This is a genomic window from Nevskia sp., assembly GCF_051860985.1.
Taxonomy (GTDB): domain Bacteria; phylum Pseudomonadota; class Gammaproteobacteria; order Nevskiales; family Nevskiaceae; genus Nevskia.
The window spans coordinates 19937-36160 of sequence record NZ_JBIMKV010000016.1 but is presented as its reverse complement, the minus strand read 5'-3'; the positions used below and the strand labels follow the sequence as shown (position 1 = coordinate 36160).

General features: G+C 68.2%; 14 protein-coding genes and 1 pseudogene. 10 read left to right on the top strand and 5 right to left on the bottom strand.

Annotated elements, in window-relative coordinates; all coding sequences use genetic code 11:
• Positions 1 to 26 precede the first annotated feature (26 nt).
• Together der and ACTIGJ_RS15260 are read left to right on the top strand one after the other, a co-directional pair.
• Complete coding sequence (gene der, locus ACTIGJ_RS15265; protein ID WP_439641188.1) at positions 27 to 1493, top strand: ribosome biogenesis GTPase Der; 1467 nt, start codon at positions 27 to 29, stop codon at positions 1491 to 1493.
• A gap of 58 nt (positions 1494 to 1551) precedes the next feature.
• Positions 1552 to 2745: an MFS transporter gene (locus tag ACTIGJ_RS15260; RefSeq protein ID WP_439641187.1), complete on the top strand. Its 1194-nt coding sequence runs from the start codon at positions 1552 to 1554 to the stop codon at positions 2743 to 2745.
• Positions 2746 to 2784: 39 nt separating this feature from the next.
• Here the strand turns inward: ACTIGJ_RS15260 and ACTIGJ_RS15255 are convergent, their stop codons facing one another.
• Both ACTIGJ_RS15255 and ACTIGJ_RS15250 read right to left on the bottom strand, forming a co-directional pair.
• The gene (locus tag ACTIGJ_RS15255) at positions 2785 to 3567 is read right to left on the bottom strand and encodes a BPSS1780 family membrane protein (RefSeq protein ID WP_439641186.1); all 783 of its coding nucleotides are present in this window, start codon (positions 3565 to 3567) and stop codon (positions 2785 to 2787) included.
• 289 nt (positions 3568 to 3856) lie between these two features.
• On the bottom strand, positions 3857 to 5032 hold the full coding sequence (locus ACTIGJ_RS15250; RefSeq protein ID WP_439641185.1) for an acyl-CoA dehydrogenase family protein: 1176 nt from the start codon (positions 5030 to 5032) through the stop codon (positions 3857 to 3859).
• Between the two features lie 288 nt (positions 5033 to 5320).
• Here ACTIGJ_RS15250 and ACTIGJ_RS15245 point away from each other — a divergent pair, with 288 nt between their 5' ends.
• Together ACTIGJ_RS15245 and ACTIGJ_RS15240 are read left to right on the top strand one after the other, a co-directional pair.
• Entirely contained in the window at positions 5321 to 6157 is an 837-nt protein-coding gene (locus ACTIGJ_RS15245) for a HEAT repeat domain-containing protein (RefSeq protein ID WP_439641184.1), read from the top strand.
• Between the two features lie 2 nt (positions 6158 to 6159).
• On the top strand, positions 6160 to 7050 hold the full coding sequence (locus ACTIGJ_RS15240) for a hypothetical protein (RefSeq protein WP_439641183.1): 891 nt from the start codon (positions 6160 to 6162) through the stop codon (positions 7048 to 7050).
• 31 nt (positions 7051 to 7081) lie between these two features.
• On the opposite strand, the gene ACTIGJ_RS15235 is transcribed toward ACTIGJ_RS15240, so the two are convergent.
• The 3 genes from ACTIGJ_RS15235 to ACTIGJ_RS15225 form a co-directional block, all read right to left on the bottom strand.
• On the bottom strand, positions 7082 to 9223 hold the full coding sequence (locus ACTIGJ_RS15235) for a putative bifunctional diguanylate cyclase/phosphodiesterase (protein WP_439641182.1): 2142 nt from the start codon (positions 9221 to 9223) through the stop codon (positions 7082 to 7084).
• 159 nt (positions 9224 to 9382) lie between these two features.
• Complete coding sequence (locus ACTIGJ_RS15230; protein ID WP_439641181.1) at positions 9383 to 10018, bottom strand: TetR/AcrR family transcriptional regulator; 636 nt, start codon at positions 10016 to 10018, stop codon at positions 9383 to 9385.
• A gap of 2 nt (positions 10019 to 10020) precedes the next feature.
• Complete coding sequence (locus ACTIGJ_RS15225) at positions 10021 to 11826, bottom strand: N-acyl-D-amino-acid deacylase family protein (RefSeq protein ID WP_439641180.1); 1806 nt, start codon at positions 11824 to 11826, stop codon at positions 10021 to 10023.
• 213 nt (positions 11827 to 12039) lie between these two features.
• On the opposite strand from ACTIGJ_RS15225, the gene ACTIGJ_RS15220 reads away from it, so the two are divergent.
• From ACTIGJ_RS15220 to ACTIGJ_RS15195, 6 genes and pseudogenes are all read left to right on the top strand, one after another.
• The gene (locus tag ACTIGJ_RS15220; RefSeq protein ID WP_439641179.1) at positions 12040 to 12525 is read left to right on the top strand and encodes a YHS domain-containing (seleno)protein; all 486 of its coding nucleotides are present in this window, start codon (positions 12040 to 12042) and stop codon (positions 12523 to 12525) included.
• A 151-nt stretch (positions 12526 to 12676) separates the two neighbouring features.
• Positions 12677 to 13249, top strand: coding sequence for a hypothetical protein (locus ACTIGJ_RS15215; RefSeq protein WP_439641178.1), 573 nt, complete (start codon positions 12677 to 12679; stop codon positions 13247 to 13249).
• Positions 13236 to 13754 carry a hypothetical protein gene (locus tag ACTIGJ_RS15210; RefSeq protein WP_439641177.1) on the top strand — a complete coding sequence of 173 codons (519 nt, stop codon included), beginning with the start codon at positions 13236 to 13238 and terminating at the stop codon, positions 13752 to 13754. The genes ACTIGJ_RS15215 and ACTIGJ_RS15210 overlap by 14 nt, the downstream gene beginning before the upstream one ends.
• Positions 13751 to 14869 (top strand): hypothetical protein, encoded by a 1119-nt coding sequence (locus ACTIGJ_RS15205; protein WP_439641176.1) that lies wholly within the window; start codon positions 13751 to 13753, stop codon positions 14867 to 14869. The genes ACTIGJ_RS15210 and ACTIGJ_RS15205 overlap by 4 nt, the downstream gene beginning before the upstream one ends.
• Positions 14870 to 14999: 130 nt before the next feature.
• On the top strand, positions 15000 to 15479 hold the full coding sequence (locus ACTIGJ_RS15200) for a hypothetical protein (RefSeq protein WP_439641175.1): 480 nt from the start codon (positions 15000 to 15002) through the stop codon (positions 15477 to 15479).
• Positions 15480 to 15723: 244 nt separating this feature from the next.
• Positions 15724 to 16122 (top strand): annotated as a pseudogene (locus tag ACTIGJ_RS15195) (winged helix-turn-helix domain-containing protein); the annotation flags it as partial.
• Positions 16123 to 16224: the final 102 nt, after the last annotated feature.

Sequence of the window (16224 nt, the reverse complement as noted above, 5' to 3'; positions counted from 1 at the left end):
GATGGTTTTCCAGATGGTCGTGAATCATGAGCAGCATCCCTGAAGTGCCCCCTGCCGAAGCCTCCGACGCTGATGCGCCCGCCGTGGCGGAACCGAAGATGCTGCCGGTCATCGCCTTGGTCGGCCGGCCCAACGTCGGCAAGTCGACCCTGTTCAACCGCTTCACCAACAGCCGTGACGCGCTGGTCGCCGACTACGCCGGCCTGACCCGCGACCGCCAGTACGGGCAGGGCACGTTCGAGGGCAAGCGCTTCATCGTCGTCGACACCGGCGGGCTGATGCCGGAATCCTCCGATGCGCTCGCCGCGCTGGCCGAGGCACAGGCGCGCATCGCCATCGAGGATGCCGACCACGTGCTGTTCCTGGTCGACGCCAAGGCCGGGCTGGTGGGCAGCGACCTCGAGATCGCCCGCGCACTGCGCAAGCTCGGCAAGCCGGTGCGGCTGCTGGCCAACAAGTCAGAAGGCATGGCCGCCTCGCTGGTCGCCGATTTCTACAAGCTCGGGCTCGGCGACCCGACGGTGATTTCCGCCGAGTTCGGCGACGGTGTCGGCGGCCTGCTGCGCGGTCTGCTGGCCGACACGCCGGTGACGGCCATCGATCCGGAGTTCGACGACGGCACGATTCGGGTGGCGATCGTCGGCCGCCCGAACGCCGGCAAGTCGACTCTGCTGAACCGCCTGATCGGCGAAGACCGGGTGCTGGCCTCGAACGAGCCGGGCACCACGCGCGATTCGATCACCGTGCCGTTCGAGTGGGGCGGCCGGAAATTCCAGCTGATCGACACCGCCGGCATCCGGCGCAAGTCGCGGGTCACCGAGGTGATCGAGAAGTTCTCGATCGTCAAGACCCTGCAGGCCATCGACCGCGCCCATGTGGTGATCTCGATGGTCGACGCCCATGACGAGATCGGCACCCACGATGCGCGGGTGATGGGCCTGGTCGCCCACCACGGCCGGGCGATGGTGCTGGCGGTCAACAAGTGGGACGGGCTCGATGCCGACAAGCGCAAGTGGGTGCGCGAGATGGTCGAGTTCAAGCTGCCGTTCCTCGACTACGTGCCGGTCGATTTCATCTCCGCGCTGCACGGCTCCGGCCTGCGCGAGCTGATGGAACACGTGATCGCCGGCTACGAGGCAACCACCCGCGAAATGGCCACACCTGAGCTGAACCGGGTGCTGATCGCGGCGGTGGAAAAGCACGCGCCGCACGCGGTGCTCGGCCGCCGCATCAAGCTGCGCTACTGCCACCAGAGCGGCCGCAATCCGCCGGCGATCATGATTCACGGCAACCAGACCGACAAACTCAAGGACAGCTACGTCGCCTACCTCGCCAACACCTTCCGCGCCGCGTTCAAGCTGCAGGGCGTGCCGCTGAAGCTCGAATTCAAGACCGGCGACAACCCGTTCAAGAACAAGAAGAGCGACCTGTCGCCGGCGATGCAGATGAAGGCGAAGCGGCTGGCGGCGCAGTCGGCGCGGACCAAGAAGTAGGTGCCGGTGGTGCTTGGCGCCAGACGGAGAAGGGCGTGAGTCGTCAGCCGGGCCGGCCATGAACCGCCGCCGCATCGCCGTGACCCTCGCGGGTGTCGCGGCCTTCATCAACCTGTACGCGCCGCAGTCGCTGCTGCCGCTGCTGCGCGAGTGGATCGGCCAGGACGCGGCCCGGGCCGGCATGATCGTCTCGGCCGGCACTTTCGGCGTGGCGCTGGCGGCGCCGTTCGCCGGCCTGCTGGCGGACCGCTTCGGCCGTCGCCGGGTCATCGTCTTCGCGGCTTTCCTGGCGGTGCTGCCGGGCCTGTTGTCGGGTCTTGCGCCGACGCCGGAATGGCTGATGCTGATCCGCCTCGCCCAGGGCCTGTGCCTGCCGGGCATCTTCGCGGTGACGGTGGCCTACATCGCCGAGGAATGGCCGGCCAGCGAAGCGCGCGGCGTCACCGCTGTGTATGTCGCCGGCACCATCGGTGGCGGCTTCTGCGGACGGCTGATGTCCGGCGTGGTCGCCGAGTTCTTCGGCTGGCGCTGGGGCTTCGTCGCGCTGGCCGCACTGCAGCTGCTGATCGCGCTGCTGATCCGCGCCTGGCTGCCGCCCGGGCGGGATGTGCTGAAGACGCGCGGCAGCGCACGCACGCCACTGCTGCCGCTGCTGATCCGGCCCGGATTGCGCGGCGCGTTCGCCACCGGCTTCCTGATGCTGTTCAGCCTGGTCGGCGGCTTCACCTACATGACCCTGCACCTCAGCGCGCCGCCGTTCTCGCTCGGCCCGGCCGCGCTGTCGATGATCTTCGCCGTCTACCTCGCAGGTGTCGTGGTGACGCCGTACTCCGGCCGGCTGCTGAACGCCTTCGGCCACGCCCGCGTGCTGGTGATGGCCTGGGGGCTGGGCTTCGCAGGCCTGCTGCTGACCCTGTGGCCGGCGCTGCTGCCGGTGGCTTTGGGCCTGTGCCTGTTTTCGGTCGGCCTGTTCATCGCCCAGACCGCCACCACCAGCTTCGTCGGCGAGATCGCCGGCGCCGAGCGCGGCCCGGCCGTCGGCCTGTACGTCACCTGCTACTACTTCGGCGGCAGCGTCGGCGGCGTGTTGCCGTCCGTGGTCTGGCACTGGGCCGGCTGGCCCGGTGTGGTCGGTCTGCTGTGCGCCGCCGGCGCGCTGGCCTCGGTGATCGGCTGGAAAAGCTACCGCTTCCCGAAGGACGAGCCGCATCCGGTCACCGATGCACTGCCGGAGTGTGGCGGCGAGGCTTGAGGCGCGGCTCGCCGTCAAAGGCCGTACCGGAGTTGACGCTCAGCCGGTTGGCGCGGCTCCGAAGAGATCGCGCCAGGCGAAGTAGGACGACATGGCCATCACCATCGCCCAACAGAACACCAGTGCGAAGCCGAGCATCATGATCGCTGGGGAATTGACGAAGAATCCGGCAGCGATCGGGATCAGCAGTGGCAGCAGGATCAACAGTGACTGCAGCAACCAGACCAGCAGCGGAGCCCAATTGGGAAGGAACGCCATGGCACTGAGCGGGATGGCGCGAAGCACATTGCACCGATCCAGCTGGATCAGCTGAACGCAGAAGGCCATCGCAACCGGGAAGCTCACGAGGCCTGCCACCGCCAGGCCGCGAAGGACGCCGAATGACTCGCCTGGAGCAAGGCCGGCTTCAGCCGCTTCTCCAGTGACCGGACTCGGCCCAGGCAGAGAAGTCGCAACGCCCAGCGCCTCGGTGACCAAGGCGTTGACGATGCCCAGCGCGAGCAGGTGATCGAAACGCAGTCGTTTGAACGCCGCCACGACCCCACTCGCCCGGGGCGGCTCGCCTTTGACGGCGGCATCGACGAGTTGCATGGACACCGCCGAGCCCAGCACACCCAGCAGTGCAGCGAGATGCATGCCCACCATTGGAATCCGGGAGAGGGCGAGCAGCGGCAGCATCACCACTGCAAAGATCAGCGACCAGCGCAGTGGTGCGGCGCGAAACAGTTGCCAGCCCGACTCGATCCAGTCGCTGCCGGCTGCAGCGCGGATGCCACGCTGCACGATGGGGACATTGTCGAGTGGCGGCACGGGGTTGCTCATCTCATTCCATTGGATGGGAAGGTGCCATTTCTCAGCGACCCGTCGAAACGCGAGGGCCGCATGGGTGCACCGGCAATTGCTGTGTGCGGGTCGATCCGCACTCGACCCGCCGGTAGTGTCCACGCCGGCGGATCACCGTGCAATCGTGCCCGCTCTGCCACAGCAGTGTTGAAGGCGTTCCCCGGCAGCGAGCGCGGTTCCCGCAAGGCCCTACCCCGGGCAGCAGGTCGCCGAATGAAAAACGGCGCGCCGGGCGGCGAGGCCCGACGCGCCGCGCGATCGCCGTGGTTCAGCGGCCGACGAGGCTGCGCGCAATCACTTCCTTCATGATTTCGCTGGTGCCGCCGTAGATGCGCTGGATGCGGGCATCGGCCCAGTAGCGGCTGATCGGGTATTCGGTCATGTAGCCGTAGCCGCCGAACAGCTGCAGGCAGGCATCGGTGACCCGGCCTTCCATCTCGGTGGTGGCCAGCTTGACCATCGCGGCGGTTGGCACGTCGAGCTTGCCGACCGCGTACTGGGCGTTGCACTTCTCGACAAAGGCGCGGTGCACCTCGATGTCGGTCTTGCACTTGGCCAGTTCGAAGCGGGTGTTCTGGAAGCTGGCGATCGGATTGCCGAAGGCCTTGCGTTCCATCGTGTAGGCGATGGTCTTCTCCAGCGCGCCCTGGGCGTGGCCGACGGCGGTCACCGCCAGCGCCAGACGCTCGCGCGGCAGTTCGTCGACCAGATGGCCGAAGCCGCCGCCGACCCGGCCCAGCACTTCATCGGCCGAAATCTTCACGTTGTCGAAGAACAGCTCGCTGGTGTCGGCCGAGTGCAGGCCGATCTTGTCGAGGTTGCGGCCGCGCTTGAAGCCGGGCAGCGAGGTGTCGAAGGTGAACAGCGTGGTGCCCTTGGCACCGGCCTTCGGATCGGTCTTGGTGGCCAGCACCACGACGCCGGCATGCTGGCCATTGGTGATGAAGGTCTTCGAGCCGTTGATGACATAGCCGCCGTTGCCGTCCGGCAGCGCGCTGGTCTTGATGCCCTGCAGGTCGGAGCCGGCGCCCGGCTCGGACATGCCGATGGCGCCGATGCATTCGCCGGTCACCATCTTCGGCAGGTACTTCTGGCGCTGGTAGTCGCTGCCTAGGTGAAGGATGTAAGGCGCGGCGATGTCGGAATGCACCGACAGGTTCGAGGCCAGCGCCAGGAAGCCCATCCGCGCGGCTTCCTCGAGCACCACCATCGAGAACTCGAACGGCGCGCCGGCGCCGCCGTATTCCTCCGGAAGATCGACGCAGAGCAGGCCGTTGGCGCCCATCTCCAGGTACAGCGAGGCCGGGAACTTGCCGTCCTTCTCCCACTTCTCGTAGTGCGGCTCGACGTGTTCGGCGAAGAAGCGGCGAACCGTGTCGCGGAACAGCTCGAGTTCTGCGGCGTCGACAGCGGGCGCAGCGCCGGCAGCAAGGACAGCGTTCATCGGGGGATCACTCCGGTCGGAAATTCGGGACGGCGAGGATACCGCCGCTGCCGCAGTGCGGGAAACAAGCGTTCGCTAGTCGACCGCGCACCTGCGTCAGGGTCGCCGTCGTGAAGCCGTTCGCGTTCGGGACGACAGCAGATGGTCCCGGCGCGCGATTTGCGTGAATGGACCGAAACACTCACTGGAAGCCGGTCGTGGAACTGGATTTAATGAACGTGAACGAGGTTCCATGACCGCGGATAGCGAGTCCCACCGGTACGGCAGCAGCGACGACCCCAGCGCGCGATGATCGGCAAGAACACGCTCGTCACGGCCTTCGCGGAGCAGGTCGACAAACGCTACCAGCCCGGTCAGCCGGCCAGTTTCTGGGACTGCGAACCGCTGTTCCGCCATCTGCTCGACCCGCAGTTCGCCGAGTCGGTGATCAACGACGCGCTGCGCGACATGGTCGACGACCCCCGGCGCACCGGCAACGGGGGCAACCAGGCGATGAGCCTGGCGCGCACGCCGCACTGGAACCTCGCGCTGCACCTGCTGACCCGGCCGCGCCGCTACCTGCACAGCAATGCCAGCCACGCGCTGGCGGCGCCGATGGGCGGCCAGATGCTGGAGACCGAGCGTTACCAGCTGCCGGCCGGCTTCCGCAATGAAGTGTTCGATCCGTCCTGCAAGCTGGAGCGCGCCGGCTCCCGCACGGTGCCGCCCGGACACGTGCTGGCGCTGCATGCCGATGGCGTGATCCACGACTACCGCATCGCCACGCCGATGCTGCTGCTGATCTTCGAGACCGCGCCGGTCGCCGTGCTCGAATGGCGCTTCAGCCGGGACACGCTGCACGCCTGGCAGTTCGTCGAGGCCGATCGCGAGGTCAGCGATCTGAAGGCGGCCGCCTGGCTGGCCGGGCGGCTGGCGCACCAGACCTCGCTGAAGCCGCTCAAGGCCCTGACCGGCCATGGCGATCCCGGCGTCCGCTGGGCCGCGCTGCAAAGCATCGGCCGGCTGAGCCGCTCGGAAGTGCGCAAGCTGCTGGCGCAGGCCCTCGACGATCCGCATCCGCTGGTGCGCCGCGCCGCCCGGCAGGCGCTCGAACGCGGCGAAGATCCGCCGCTGCGCGAGGCCTGATCGTGGCGTTGACCATTGCCTGTGCCAGCGAGCGCACCGCGACCGTCGAAGAGGTTGTCGAGCAGGCCGACCGGCTGCGCGATCTCGATGATCCCAACGGCATCGCCACGCTGGCGCCGCTGCTCGGCGCGCTGGCCAATGACCGCGAACTGATCGTCCGGCTGCTCAACTGGCGGCTGCGCGGCCGGGTCGACGGCGGGCTCACCGGGCTGGCCCAGTCGATCGCGCTGGGCCAGGGGCAGCAGGTGCGGCTGCGGGCCAACATCTGGCCGTCGACCGCCGATCTCACCGCCGGCCGCGTGCAGCAGGGCGAGCCGGCCTACGACGTGGCCCACGATCACAACTACCACTTCCTGACGGCCGCCTACTTCGGCGCCGGCTACATCACCGAGATCTACGAATACGACCACGACGCCATCGAGGGCTATGTCGGCGAAGCGGTCGAACTGCGCTTCCTGGAACGCACCAAGTTCGTTGCCGGCAGGGCCATGCTTTATCGCGGCAGCCGCGACGTGCATGTGCAGTACCCGCCGGAGGACATCAGCATCACGCTGAGCCTGATGTTCGATCCGCCGGCGCTGAAGGCGCGCGACCAGTACCTGTTCGATCTGCAGCGGCAGGCCATCAACGGCTTCGGCCTCGACACCGACACCGCGCGGCGCGTTGATGCAGTGGCCATTGCCGGGTATGCCGGTAATGGCGACACCTGCCAGCTGCTTGGCGATCTGGCGCGCCGCCACCCATGCCGGCGGACCCGACTGACTGCCTATGAATCCCTGGTCCGGCTGCTGCCGGACGATGCAGTGAAGATCTGGGAACGGGCCTGCGACGATCGCGCGCCGCTGGTTGCCAACGAGGCGCGGGCGCGGCTGTCGGCGTTGGGCCGCAGCTAGCTGCGCTGGGCCGCAGCTGGCGGACCGGGCTTCAGCGAACGCCGATGGTGATCGGCTCGCGGTCGGCCACGGTGCGAGCGTGGCCATCCATGCCGTTGCGCTCGAAGGCCACCGACCACGCTTCGAACTCCGCCGCCGGCAGCGCCCGCGTGAAGTAGAAGCCCTGCTGCAGCTTGCAGCCGAGTATCCGCAGCTGGCGCATCTGCTCGGTGCTTTCGACGCCTTCGGCGATCACGCCGAGGTCGAGGTTCTGGGCCAGGGTCAAGGTTGCGGAGACGATCGCCAGCGCCTGCTTCGAGGCGCCCATCGCGACGACGAACTGGCGGTCGATCTTGATCTTGTCGATCGGCAGCCGCTGCAGATAGCTGAACGAGGAATAGCCGGTGCCGAAATCGTCGAGGCCGATGCGGAAGCCGAGACGCTTGATCTCGGTCAGCATCGTGTGGCTGTACTCGGTGGAATCGAGCAGCGCCGATTCGGTCAGCTCGAAGTCGATCAGCCGTTCGCGCGAGCCCGGCGCGCTGCCGAAGCCGCGCAGGATCTGCAGGATCTTGCCGTCGTGCACCTGGCGCACCGACAGGTTCACCGACACCCGCAGCCGCCGATTGCGCGATGCCCAGATCTGCGCCTGCTCGTGCGCCTTGACCAGGCACAACTCGCCAAGCTGGTTGATCAGCCCGGATTCCTCGGCCACCTGGATGAACTCGCTCGGCGGCATCAGGCCGTTTTCCGGATGCCGCCAGCGCAGCAGCGCTTCGGCGCCGATCACCCGGCCCTGATCGACATCGACCACCGGCTGGTAGAACGGCTCGAACTCGCCGCGCTCCAGTCCCCGGCGGATCTCGCTGGCCAGGGCCAGCTGCTTGCGCATCGTGCCGGTCAGCTGGGCAGAGGCGAAGCGCACATTGTTGCGGCCGTTCTTCTTGGCGACGTACATCGCGGCTTCGGCGCTGGCCACCATCTGTTCGGCCGTCTCGCCGTCGCCCGGGAACACGGCGATGCCGATCGACACCGACATGTTCAGCAGGTTGTCGCCCAGCGGGTAGCTTTCCGAAAGACCGCGCAGCACGTTGTCGGCCTGTTCGCGGAGCGTGTGCTCGAGCGCCGAACCGGGGTCGAGGTTGTCGATGGTGATCGCGAACTTGTCGCCGCTGTGGCGGTACAGCTGCGCGCCATCGGGCATGAAGCGGTTCAGGCGGCTGGCGGCTTCACCGAGATAGCGGTCACCGGTCTTGTGGCCGAACTTGTCGTTGACGGCGCGGAAGTTGTCGAGATCGACGTACAGCATCGCCACCGGTTCGCGGGTCTGCCGCGAGCGGTCGATCGCTCGCTGCAGGTTTTCCTCCAGCCGCGCCCGGTTGCCGAGGCCGGTCAGCGGATCGTGATAGGCCAGCCGGCGCAGCCGTTCAGCCTGGTCGCGGAACTGGCGCAGTGCCACCGCCATGTCGCCGAACTCGTCCGGGCGGATCGGCGGCAGGTCGATTTCGATGGCGCCGGAATTGACCTGCCGGATCGCGTCGGTGGTGATCTTCAGCGGCCGGATCACCGAGCGCACGACCAGGAAGGTGGCGATCAGCCCGAGCACGATGGCCACGCTGATGACGATGCTGGCCACCAGCAGCGCCCGCTCGATGCGCCGCTGCGCCCGGCCCTGCAGTTCATTCAGCCGTTCCTGCTCGCGCTGCTTGGCGCTGCGCAGCGTGTCCTCGATCTGTTCCAGACGCCGCTGCAGGTCTTTCAGCGCGACCGAGGCCTCGACCTTGCGCCCGGCCATCACCGCCGCCATGGCCTGTTCGGACAGCTGGCCGACGCTGCTGTTGGCGTCGAGCAGCTGGTCGGCGCTGGCTTCGTCGAAGCGCGCCAGCTCCTGGAGTTCGCGATCGAGATCGGCCTTGGCGGCCTGCTGGGCCAGGCGCGCGGTCATCCGCCAGGTTTCCTCGCCGGCCGCGCTGGCCGAGGTCATCTGGCCGCTGCGATGGCGGAACAGGGCCTGCGCCTGCTGGACCGCCAGCACCGTCTCGTAGCGCTGGAACTGGGCCTGCTGCGCATTCCGGGCGTCGCGGCCCTGGGCCATCAGCAGCAGCACCGCAGCGCTGGCGCCGCCCAGCACGAAAACGAGCCCGAGGCACAAGGCCAGCAGGCGCATTCGCACGCTGAGGAACAGGCTTTTCATCCGGCGGGACATATCGGGGTCAGGACTTGGCCACCGGTTGGAATCCGTTCGCTAGGTGGTCCCAATCACTATAGAGGATGGGTCGACCGGCGTCGTTAAGACAAACGGACTATGTCGGTCGTTCCGTCGCGGGCCGGGCGGCGGCCTGCGGACCGGCCGTCAGCGTGGCGGCAGGTCGAGCAGCGGCCGCATCCGGTCGATCAGCCAGCGCATCCGCCGCGCTTCGGCGGCCGGATCGTGGCGCAGGAAACGGTCGACGCCTTCGCCGTGGAACAGCGTGACCATGGTGTCGACCAGCACCGCGAAATCCGGCAGCTGCCGGGCCTGTTCGGGGAGCAGCTGAGCCGCCAGCTGCTGGTCATCGTCGGCGCGCCGCTGCCACATCGGCAGCAGGGCCGCGTGCAGGGCCGTGTCGGTACGCGCCGCCATCAGCAGCTCGAACCAGGCCTGGTGCAGCGGCGAGGCGATGTTGGCGCGCAGCACTTCCATCGCCAGCACCAGTTCATCGACGTGGCTCGGCCGCAGCCGCTCGAAGTCCTGGCGATACAGCGCCCGCAGCCCGCTGTCGATGTCCTCGGCCACCGCGATCAGCAGCGCGATGCGGGTTTCGAAATGGCGGAACAGCGCGCCCTGCGACAGGCCGGCGCGGGCGCAGACCTCGGCGACGGTGGTCCGGTAGTAGCCGATCTCGATCAGGGCCGCCGTCGTGGCGTCGAGCAGCCGTCGCACCGTGCCGGCGCGGCGCTCGGCTTGGGTGCGACGGGCGGGGGCGGCGCTGCCGGCGGCGTCAGGCATCGTCAGGCGGCGTGAGCCAGGGCCGCCGAAGCGCCGGTCGATGCCCCGGCTGCCAGGAAGCGGCCATAGCCGCGCTGCTGGCCGAAGTCGGCGGCGAAGCCGGCCTGCCGGTAGGCGATCCGGCCGTTGATGACGGTGGCGACCACGGCGGCATCGTTGCGGTTGACCATCCGCAGCATGCCGCCGAACTCCGGCATCGGTGCTTCGGCGTAGGCGGCAGTGGCGGCATCAAGGCCGATGGGTTCGATGATCGCGATGTCGGCCCGGTCGCCGAGCCGCAGGTGGCCGGCGTCGATGCCGAACCAGTCGCCCAGTTCGCCGGTCAGCCGCCACACGGCCTGCTCGATGCTCATGAAGGCGCGGCCTTCGTTGATTGCGTCGTTGACCAGCTTCAGCATCCGCAGCGGGAAGTTGTAGAACGCCATGTTGCGGATATGCGCGCCGGCATCGGAGAACGACAGGATAGCGCCCTTGTCCTGCACGATCGCTTCCAGCCGGTGCTTGCGGTAGTTGCCGATGGTGGTCTTCCAGCGCAGCTGCTTGCCGTGCGCGACGACCAGATCGAGGAAGGCGTCGACCGGGTGGATGCCGCGGGCATCGGCCACCGCACCGAAGCTCTGGCCCACCACCGAGGCGTCCGGGCAGCCGACGATCTCGGCATCGTGGAAGTCGCGGTGCCAGACGCGTGGTGTCAGCTTCGACTCGTAGTTCTTGCGGAACCAGCGGCGGTACTGCTCGTCCTTCAGCAGCTCGTTGCGCTCGACTTCGTCGGCCAGGTGCAACGCCGCTTCGCCGGCGCCGAATTCCTCGAAGATCACCAGATCGATGCCGTCGGCATGGACCTCGAACGGGCAGGGCAGCGCCTGCCAGCGGAAATCGGCGCCGAGAAAGCGGTTGCAGAAGTGCGCCAGCTTGCCGACCACCCGGTGCAGCAGGCCGTTCGACTTCACGTCCATCAACGTGATCAGCGTCGTCTTCAGCGGCTTCCGGAACCAGCCGAACGAGGCGAACAGGAAGGCGAACATGTTGATCTTGGTGACGATGTCCGGCGCCCCCTGGTGGATGCGGCCGCGCCGCCGCAGCACGCGGTTCAGGCGGGCGTATTCCTTCCAGCGGGCGTAGGTGGTCGGCAGCGATTTCGAGCGTTCGCGGTCGCCGTCGAGCTTGTCCCACTTGGTGGTCATCGTCGACAGCCCGAGCAGGCCGACATCCAGCCCTTCCTCGAGCACCGCTTCCATGCGCTGCATCTCGGCTTCGCTGGGCTGCGTGTGCTTGTCGACCGCGCGCGACAGGCCCATCACCGACACGCGGAGGTCGGAATGGCCGAGGAAGGCGGTGACGTTCGGACCGAGCGGCATCCGGTTCAGCGCCTCGACATAGCCGCGCGGCGTGTTCCAGGTCTTGGTCTTCTGCAGCAACGGCAGCACGTTGTCGCGCGGAATCGATTCGACGCGGGTGAACAGGTCCGAGCAGTCTTCCGGCGCCGAGCAGACCATGCCGATCGAGCAGGAGCCGAAAGTCACCGTGGTGACGCCGTGGCGCACGCTTTCCTTCAGGCCTGGCGAGGCCAGCAGTTCGGCGTCGTAATGCGTGTGGGTGTCGAGGAAGCCGGGCACCACCCACTTGCCGGACGCGTCGATCACTTCCGGGCAATCGCGGGCGTCGAGCGGTTCCGGGCTGATCGCCACCACACGGCCATCACGGATGCCGAGATCGCGGACGGCCGACGGCCCGCCGGTGCCGTCGAAATGGCGACCGTTGCGGATGATCAGGTCAAAGGGGGCGGTGTGGGGGGCGTCTGCGCGCATCGGCTTCTCCTCGGTCGGGTGCAGCGTGTGCGGCAAAATCTACGAAAGATAGAGAGTGTTTGCAATCTAAATTACGCGAACGATGCGTAGCAAAAGCCGGACGCCGCCGACTGGCTGGCCGCCGTCCTGTCACGCACGCTGCATTCACCTGCCGGACCCGCCGCCGTTCGGCATTGAAGGGCGATGCGGCCGGCCATATCCCCGAGGAATGTCATGCACCCGATTCGCGTCCGTTTACTCGCCCTGCTGTTCGGTCTGGTCGCAGCGGGCGGCGTCTGCGCCGCGCCGCCGATCAACACCTTCGGTGAAGGCGGCGGTTTCTTCAGCGATCCGCCCCGCACCGATATCGCGATCCGCGGCTACGACCCGGTCGCCTATTTTCTCGACGGCCGGCCGGTGGCGGGCAGTGATCGCTATGTCCACGTCTGGCGCGGCGCCCGCTGGAAGTTCGCCAGCCAGGCGCATCTCGATCGCTTCGTTGCCGCGCCCGAGCAGTACGCGCCGCAGTACGGCGGCTACTGCGCGTACGGCGTGGCCGAAGGCCATCTGGTGAAGATCGAGCCGGACCAGTGGGCAGTGATCGACGGCAAGCTGTATCTGAACTACGACGCCGCGGTGGCCGGCAAGTGGAAAAAGGACCCGGCCGGCTACATCCGCAAGGCCGATGCGGCCTTCGATGGTCTGGTCCGGGCCCGATGAAGGATCGACGATCGCTTCAACGGCCATCTTCGCAGGCAGCCCCACGGCCGGCGGTGCGCCAGACGGGCTGGCGGCCCGTCGTAGAATTGCGCGCTGCCTCCCGCACCGGCTGCCTCCCGCACGAGGTCTTCGCCGTACGTGGGATGCAGCCGTGGTGATCCGCACCACCGCAGCAGGTGCCGGCCTGTCGCAGGCCGGTTTCCCGGCGCCGATCGGCGTCCGACCGGAGTCGAGTGGGATGGTGGACCGCGTTCGTGATCGCTGCCTGAGTACGCTGTTCCGCCTGATGGACAGCCCGTACGGCGCCATGCTCGGCGCTCTCGCCTACGGCGGCTGGGCGTTCTACGCCAACCGCGCCGACGGCCTGCGGCAGGCCGCCTGCAGCGGCGGCGCGCACTGGTTGATGAGCGTGGTGATCACCGTCAGCAGCGTCCGCCTGATGCGTGCGCTGTTCCGTCTTCCGGCGCGGCCGCGCGACGGCGCCCTGCTGGCCGCAGCCGGCAGCGTGCTGGCGACCTACACGCTGCTGATCGGCGTGCACCTGGCACTCGGCACGCCGAACATCCTGCTGACGCTGGCGCCTGGCCTGCTGCCGACCATCGGCTTCGCAGTCGTCTACCCGACGCTGCTGCTGCGGGCGTCGGCAACGTCGCTCCCGTCGCGCCGGCCCGCGCCGGCCGCAGCGGTGATCGAGACGTCCGGAGTGCCCCATGCGCGCCCGTGATCCGATCGGCCGCGCGGTGGGCTACGCGATCGACACGCTGCGCCAGGGTGCCGGTATCGCCGAGGTCGCCGAGCGTGCCGGGCTGGCGTTCGCCGAGCAGATCGGCCCGCACCTGCGCCACGTCATCGAGCATTACGAAGCCTTGCTGGCCGGCCTCGATCAGGGCGTGATCGACTACGACAACCGCTGCCGGGACCGCAGCCTGGAATGCGACCCGGCGTTGGCGCGGCAGCGCTGCGACACGCTGGCCGACGGCTTTCAGCGCCGCCTGGAGCAGCCGTGGCCGGACACCATCGCCGTCGCGTTCGACGGCGGCATTGCCGGCGACGACCGCTTCGTCAGCGGCTCCACGCCACTGCGCGAGCTGCTGTTCGTCGCCGCCCACGCCGTGCATCACTACGCGCTGTTGCGGCTGGCGCTGCGGCAGCACGGCCTGAACCTGCCGGAATCGATCGGCAAGGCCGCCGCCACCTTGCGCTACGAACGCGAGCGCCAGGCCGGATGAGCCCACCACTGCCGCCATCGGCCGCCGGCACTCATTCGCCGGAACGGTTCCGGATCAGCCGCCGCCAGCGGCTGGGCATCGGCCTGTCTCGGCTGCTGCGCTGGGAGTTCTGGCCGTCCTGGGCGTTCTATCCGCCGATCGTGCTGTACATCCTGCTGCGCTCGGCGCGGGCCCGGCCGTTCATGGCGGTGACAGCGGCCAATCCCTGCCTGCGCGCCAGCGGCATCGTCGGCGAGACCAAGCGCGACGCGCTGGCGCCGCTGCAGGCCCATGCGCCGGCGTCGGTGGCGGCCTTCACGATGCTGCCGGCGGCCTGGTCGCCCGATCAGCGGCTGTCCGCCCTGCGTGCCTTCGTCGCCGCCGGTTCCGGCTACCCGGTGGTGCTGAAGCCGGACATCGGCCAGCGCGGCCGTGGTGTCGCGGTGATCCGCAGCGAAGCGCAGGCGGCGGAATACCTGGCGGCGGCGATCGATGACGTGATCGCCCAGCGCCACGTCGGCGGCAGCGAGTACGGCGTGTTCGTCTACCGCGATCCGCGCAGCGGCCGCGTGGAAATCCTGTCGATCGTCCACAAGTGCTTCCCGGCCGTGACCGGTGACGGCCGCCGCACGCTGGGCGCGCTGATCCTCGCCGACGCCCGCGCCCGGCTGATCGCACCGGGCCTGTTCCAGCGGCTGGCGGCGCGTCTCGACACGGTGCCGGCGGCCGGCGAGGCGGTGCCGCTGGTGGAGATCGGCGCGCACTGTCGCGGCGCGCTGTTTCTCGACGGCAACCACCTGCGCAGCGAAGCGCTGCGCCAGGCGATGACGGCGATCGTCGACGCCGTGCCCGGCTATCACTTCGGCCGTCTCGACCTGCGCTGCCCGGACGAAGCGCACCTGGTCGCCGGTCGCGAGCTGAAGGTGCTGGAAATGAACGGCGTCACCGCCGAATCGGCACACATCTACCACCCGGACACACCGCTGATCGAAGGCTGGCGGGCGATGATCCGCCAGTGGCGCATCGCCATCGAGATCGGCGAGGCCAACGCCGCCGCCGGCGCCCGCATCACCGGTTTCGTGGAACTGCTGAAGCTCTGGCGCGACGACCTGGCCCGTGGCCAGCGCTGGTTCTGAACACAGCGCGCCGGGCGCGGACGATCGGTAGCAAAGCGCGTACGGCAGCCGCTGTCGGCCCCGCCGGGCAGCGTTCAATCTGCAAGCCTGGCCGGGTCATGCCGATCCAGCCCCATCCCCGGAGTTCGCCATGACCCTTCTGCGCCGGCACGGCCTGAAACTGCCCGTGCTGCTGATCTGCTTCGTGTTCGTGCAGTCGCTGTACTTCAAGTTCACCCGCCACCCGGAAACCATCTACATCTTCGAGACGCGGCTTGATCCCTGGGCAGCCAGCCTCGGTTTCCCGGGCCTGTTCGCGCCCGGCGGCCTGTTCAGCGCGCGGGTGATCGGCAGCGCCGAACTGCTGGCGGCGGCGCTGCTGCTGTTCGGTACCGTGGTGCCCGGCCGCCTCGTGATCCAGGGCCTGGGTGCGCTGCTGTCGCTGGCGGTGATCAGCGGCGCGATCGGCTTTCATCTGTTCACGCCGCTCGGCATTTCGGTGATCGATGCCGAAGGCCGCCCGGATCACGGCGCGCTGTTCGCGATGGCCTGCCTGGTCTGGCTGTCGTCGCTGGTGGTGATCGCCGCCCGGCGGCACGACCTGCTGGCCTTGGTCCGCAGCCGGCCCTGACGGCACGGCTGAGCCGCGCAGCGGCCGGCAATCCGACAAGCTGCCGTAACGCCAAATTTGTGCGGCAGTTCACAGTTGGCCGGGGTGGGCCTGCCCGCGAACTGTGATCTGCAGCAATCATCCGTTCCGATGGAAGGCCTGCGGCCTTTGTCATCGGAGTGCCGGCGGTTTCGAGGTCACGGTCGACGGATTTGATGAACAAAATCTCGACAACCTGAATCCGCCGGCAGATAGTGATGCCGGCATGCAGCCGATCGAGCTGCGACCAGATAACAACAGCAGGTCTACGCGCCTGCACAGGGACGGTTCGGGGATGTCCAGGAAGCTGCCGACAGCGGTCAGCGACGACGGGGCGGGGTCGATCCAGCCCGGCGCCCGTTGGCAGTTCGGTGAATTCGAGCTGAACGAGAAACGGCTGGAACTTCGTCGCAACGGCGAGCTGGTCAAGCTCGAAACCAAGCCGATGAACCTGCTGATGGTCTTTCTCCGCAACCCTGGCGAACTGATCACCAAGGACGAATTGGTCAACGCCCTGTGGCCCAATGGCGCGGCCAACGACGGCATGCTCAGCAACTGCATCGCCAAGCTGCGCCGCGAACTGCGCGACGACGACGCGACTCTGATCAAGACGGTGTTCCGCTTCGGCTACCGCTTCGATGCCGAGCCGCGCCGCCTCGATGACAGCAGCGCCGGCGCCGCGCCGCCCAAGCTCGACCTCAACGCCGGCGACGCGCCGCCGATGCGG

What these genes read in the sequence shown, in the direction of transcription:
- der (WP_439641188.1), top strand. Translation starts at nt 27, where the DNA reads ATGAGCAGCATCCCTGAAGTGCCCCCTGCCGAAGCCTCCGACGCTGAT.
- ACTIGJ_RS15260 (WP_439641187.1), top strand. Translation starts at nt 1,552, where the DNA reads ATGAACCGCCGCCGCATCGCCGTGACCCTCGCGGGTGTCGCGGCCTTC.
- ACTIGJ_RS15255 (WP_439641186.1), bottom strand. Translation starts at nt 3,567, where the DNA reads ATGAGCAACCCCGTGCCGCCACTCGACAATGTCCCCATCGTGCAGCGT.
- ACTIGJ_RS15250 (WP_439641185.1), bottom strand. Translation starts at nt 5,032, where the DNA reads ATGAACGCTGTCCTTGCTGCCGGCGCTGCGCCCGCTGTCGACGCCGCA.
- ACTIGJ_RS15245 (WP_439641184.1), top strand. Translation starts at nt 5,321, where the DNA reads ATGATCGGCAAGAACACGCTCGTCACGGCCTTCGCGGAGCAGGTCGAC.
- ACTIGJ_RS15235 (WP_439641182.1), bottom strand. Translation starts at nt 9,223, where the DNA reads ATGAAAAGCCTGTTCCTCAGCGTGCGAATGCGCCTGCTGGCCTTGTGC.
- ACTIGJ_RS15230 (WP_439641181.1), bottom strand. Translation starts at nt 10,018, where the DNA reads ATGCCTGACGCCGCCGGCAGCGCCGCCCCCGCCCGTCGCACCCAAGCC.
- ACTIGJ_RS15225 (WP_439641180.1), bottom strand. Translation starts at nt 11,826, where the DNA reads ATGCGCGCAGACGCCCCCCACACCGCCCCCTTTGACCTGATCATCCGC.
- ACTIGJ_RS15220 (WP_439641179.1), top strand. Translation starts at nt 12,040, where the DNA reads ATGCACCCGATTCGCGTCCGTTTACTCGCCCTGCTGTTCGGTCTGGTC.
- ACTIGJ_RS15210 (WP_439641177.1), top strand. Translation starts at nt 13,236, where the DNA reads ATGCGCGCCCGTGATCCGATCGGCCGCGCGGTGGGCTACGCGATCGAC.
- ACTIGJ_RS15205 (WP_439641176.1), top strand. Translation starts at nt 13,751, where the DNA reads ATGAGCCCACCACTGCCGCCATCGGCCGCCGGCACTCATTCGCCGGAA.
- ACTIGJ_RS15200 (WP_439641175.1), top strand. Translation starts at nt 15,000, where the DNA reads ATGACCCTTCTGCGCCGGCACGGCCTGAAACTGCCCGTGCTGCTGATC.